General features: G+C 57.8%; 1 protein-coding gene. It reads left to right on the forward strand.

What is annotated here, in order from left to right:
• On the forward strand, positions 1-1,055 hold a 1,055-nt coding region (locus tag NW212_RS15210; protein WP_258339456.1), incomplete at its 5' end, for a glycoside hydrolase family 88 protein.
• Between the last annotated feature and the right edge of the window lie 3 nt (positions 1,056-1,058).

A 1,058-nucleotide genomic window follows, 5' to 3' on the forward strand; every position in this document is an offset into this window, starting at 1 on the left:
TCTACATGTGGACTTCGGGCTTCTTTCCGGGCTCTTTGTGGTATCTGTCCGAGTATCTGGGCGACAAGGCTCTTCAGAATTCGGCTTTGGTTTACACGCGCAAGATGGAGCCTGTCAAGTCGTTCACGGACAACCACGACATCGGCTTCATGATGTATTGCAGCTACGGCAACGCCAACCGCTTTTCGCCTCAGCGCTCCTACCGTGACATACTGGTGGAGTCAGCCCGCTCGCTCTGCACGCGCTACCGCGAGAAGGCCGGCGTAATCCAGTCGTGGAACGGCTTCCGCTCGTGGCACGGCGACAAGGTGTACGACTTCCCCGTCATCATCGACAACATGATGAACCTTGAGCTGCTGTTCTACGCATCGCGGGCTACGGGCGACCCTTCGTTCCGTGACATCGCCGTTTCGCACGCCAGGCATACAATGATGAACCAGGTACGCGACGACTACAGCTGCTTCCACATCGTATATTACGACAAGGAAACGGGCAAGCCCATCAAGGGTGAAACCTCGCAGGGATATTCCGACAATTCTGCATGGTCTCGCGGACAGGCGTGGGGCATCTACGGCTTCACGATGTGCTACCGCGAAACGAAGGATCCTTCTTTCCTGACTACGGCCCAGCGCATGGCCGACTTCTATCTGGACCATCCGAACCTGCCGTCCGACAAGGTTGCGTGGTGGGACTTCAACGCGAACCAGCCGGGCTACGTTCCGGGCGTGCGCTCGAACGCGAACAATGTGGTGCTGAACTACCGCGACGCTTCTGCCGCCGCCTGCACCGCTTCCGCGCTGCTTGAACTGAGCACGTACAGCGAAGGCAAGCTCGCGAAGAAGTATCTGGAAGGCGCCAAGGCGATCCTTCACTCGCTGGGCAGCCCCCGGTATCGTGCCGAACTGGGCAAGAACGGCAACTTTATTCTGATGCACAGCACGGGCGCGATTCCTCAGAACGGGGAGATAGACGTTCCGCTGACTTATGCCGACTATTATTTTCTGGAAGCGCTCTACCGCTACGACAGGATATTGGACGGCAAGCCGCTGTTCTGAGGC

It is taken from the genome of Bacteroides sp. ET225 (assembly GCF_024733745.1).
Lineage (GTDB): Bacteria > Bacteroidota > Bacteroidia > Bacteroidales > Bacteroidaceae > Phocaeicola > Phocaeicola excrementipullorum.